A 2426-nucleotide genomic window follows, 5' to 3' on the forward strand; every position below is an offset into this window, starting at 1 on the left:
CGTGCGTTGCGGTCGCGGGGCTGTGACCTGCGCAGATGCCGGTGCTTCCGGGGTGGGCGTACTTGCCTCTTCGACGAGACGGCAAGTTCTGACGGGGTCCGTGCGCGAACTTGCCGTCTCGTCATCCTCCGCCCCGCCCGCCCCGCCCCGACCCCGGAGCTGCCCCGGCCCTGCCCCGGCCCTGGGACCCCTCGGCCCGACCCCGTCGTGCCGCCGGGACGGGCGGTCGGAGAGAGGTCTGTCCACTCCCGTCCGCGCCCTGGTCGGGAGCCGGAAGCGGCTGCGTGCGGGCGTACAATCAGACGGTCGCCCGGCAGCACCGTGGATGCCGCGTGACCTGCGTGCACGTGGATGTGCACACCTGCTCCCACCACGAGTCCGAACCCGAGGTCACCCATGCGAACGTCGCCGTCCTACACCGCTTCCTACCGCCTCCAGGTCGATGAGTCGACCTCCTCGATCGCCGACGTCATCGACGCAGTGGTCGAGACCGGTGCGGAGGTGAAAGGCCTCGACGTCGCCTACTCCGACCGCGGGCAGATCACGTTGGACCTCACCTGCGACATGCGCGACTCCGCGCACCGTCGCAATGTGGAGCAGCGCCTCGACCGACTCCCCGGCGTGACCACCCGTTCGGTCGCGGACCAGACCTTCCTCTCCCACATCGGCGGCAAGATCGAGGTCCACTCGAAGGTGCCCCTGCGCAACCGCGACGACCTCTCCCGTGCCTACACCCCGGGAGTCGCGCGCGTGTGCACCGCGATCCACGACTCGCCCCAGAAGGCGCACCTGCTGACCATGAAGGCGAACACGGTGGCCGTCGTCTCCGACGGCACGGCCGTTCTCGGGCTGGGGGACATCGGCCCTGCTGCGGCACTGCCCGTCATGGAGGGTAAGGCGGTGCTCTTCAAGCAGTTCGGCGGGGTGGACGCGTGGCCCGTCGTCCTGGACACGAAGGACACCGAGGAGATCATCGCCATCGTCAAGGCGATCGCCCCGGCCTACGGCGGCATCAACCTGGAGGACATCTCTGCGCCCCGCTGCTTCGAGATCGAGGAGCGCCTGCGCGCGGAACTGGACATCCCGGTCTTCCACGACGACCAGCACGGCACCGCCATCGTGGTGCTCGCCGCGCTGCTGAACGCCCTGCGGATCGTGGACAAGAACATCGCCGACGTCCGCATCGTCGTCTCCGGCGTAGGTGCGGCGGGCTCGGCGATCATCAAGCTGCTCCTGGCCCAGGGGGCGCGCGACATCGTCGGTTACGGCCGCAGCGGCGCGCTGTCGGGGGACGACACCGAGGGTATGCACCCCTCGCGGCGCTGGCTGGCGGAGAACACCAACCCCCGCCACGTCCACGGATCCCTGCAGGAGGGCCTGCGCGACGCCGACGTCTTCATCGGCGTCTCCCACGGTGACATCCTCACGGGGGAGGACATCGCGACCATGGCGGACGGCGCCATCGTCTTCGCCCTGGCGAACCCGACCCCGGAGGTGGACCCGCTCGAGGCCGCGAAGCACGCGAGCATCGTGGCGACGGGGCGCTCCGACTACCCCAACCAGATCAACAACGTGCTGGCGTTCCCGGGTCTGTTCCGGGGACTGCTCGACGCGAAGGTCAAGGAGATCACCACGGAAGTCCTGCGCGTGGCGGCCGTCGCGATCGCGGGGGTCATCTCCGAGGACGAGCTGGGCCCGAGCTACATCATCCCCGGGGTCTTCGACGAGCGGGTGCCCCGCGCGGTCTCCCGTGCCGTCCAGCAGGCCGTTCGTGACCTGCCGACGATCGACATCCCCGTCCAGGAGCACCTCAACTCCCGCTGACCCCACACCGGCGAGGTCCGTTCTGTTTCGGCGTCGAGGTCCGCTCTGTTTCGACGTCGAGGTCCGCTCCGTTTCGGCGTCGAGGTCCGCTCCGTTTGGACGGCGAGGTCAGCCCTGTTTCGACGGCGAGGTCAGCCCTGTTTCGACGTTGAGGTCCGCTCAGTTTGGACGGCGAGGTCAGCCCTGTTTCGACGTCGAGGTCCGTTCCGTCATGGGCCCGAGGTGTGTCACCTCCCCCGGTGGGCTCCACCGGGGGAGGGAGGCAGGGGGCGACGTGCTTCCCAGGCATCCGTCGCCGGGGGAGTGCCGCGACGTGAAGTGCGTCCCTTTATGCAGGTCGGGAGGCCATGGGAGTGGCCCGAGGACGAGGGCGGAGCAGCGTCAGCAACGGCCGGACGGGCATCCAGCGGGGACGGGATCCGCGGGATCCCGCGGATCCCGGACGCTGTGTCCACGCTCACCCCGAACCGATTTGACCGGTCGGGGTGGCCTGCATAAAGTTATCTCCGTTGCGCCGAACGGCAGGGACTTGAGACAAGGCCCGGAGACATGGCGCGAAACACCACTTCGAAAAGCACCTCCTGGGTGCCGGATCGGTGTGT

The 2426-nt window shown here is 69.0% G+C and carries 1 protein-coding gene; it reads left to right on the forward strand.

Features of this window, described 5'->3' with window-relative positions; genetic code table 11:
* The first annotated feature begins 396 nt into the window (after window positions 1–396).
* Window positions 397–1824, forward strand: a complete 1428-nt coding sequence (locus TA90_RS12315) for an NAD(P)-dependent malic enzyme (RefSeq protein WP_043536898.1) — start codon at window positions 397–399, stop codon at window positions 1822–1824.
* Window positions 1825–2426: the final 602 nt, after the last annotated feature.

It is taken from the genome of Actinomyces polynesiensis (genome assembly GCF_000820725.1).
Lineage (GTDB): Bacteria > Actinomycetota > Actinomycetes > Actinomycetales > Actinomycetaceae > Pauljensenia > Pauljensenia polynesiensis.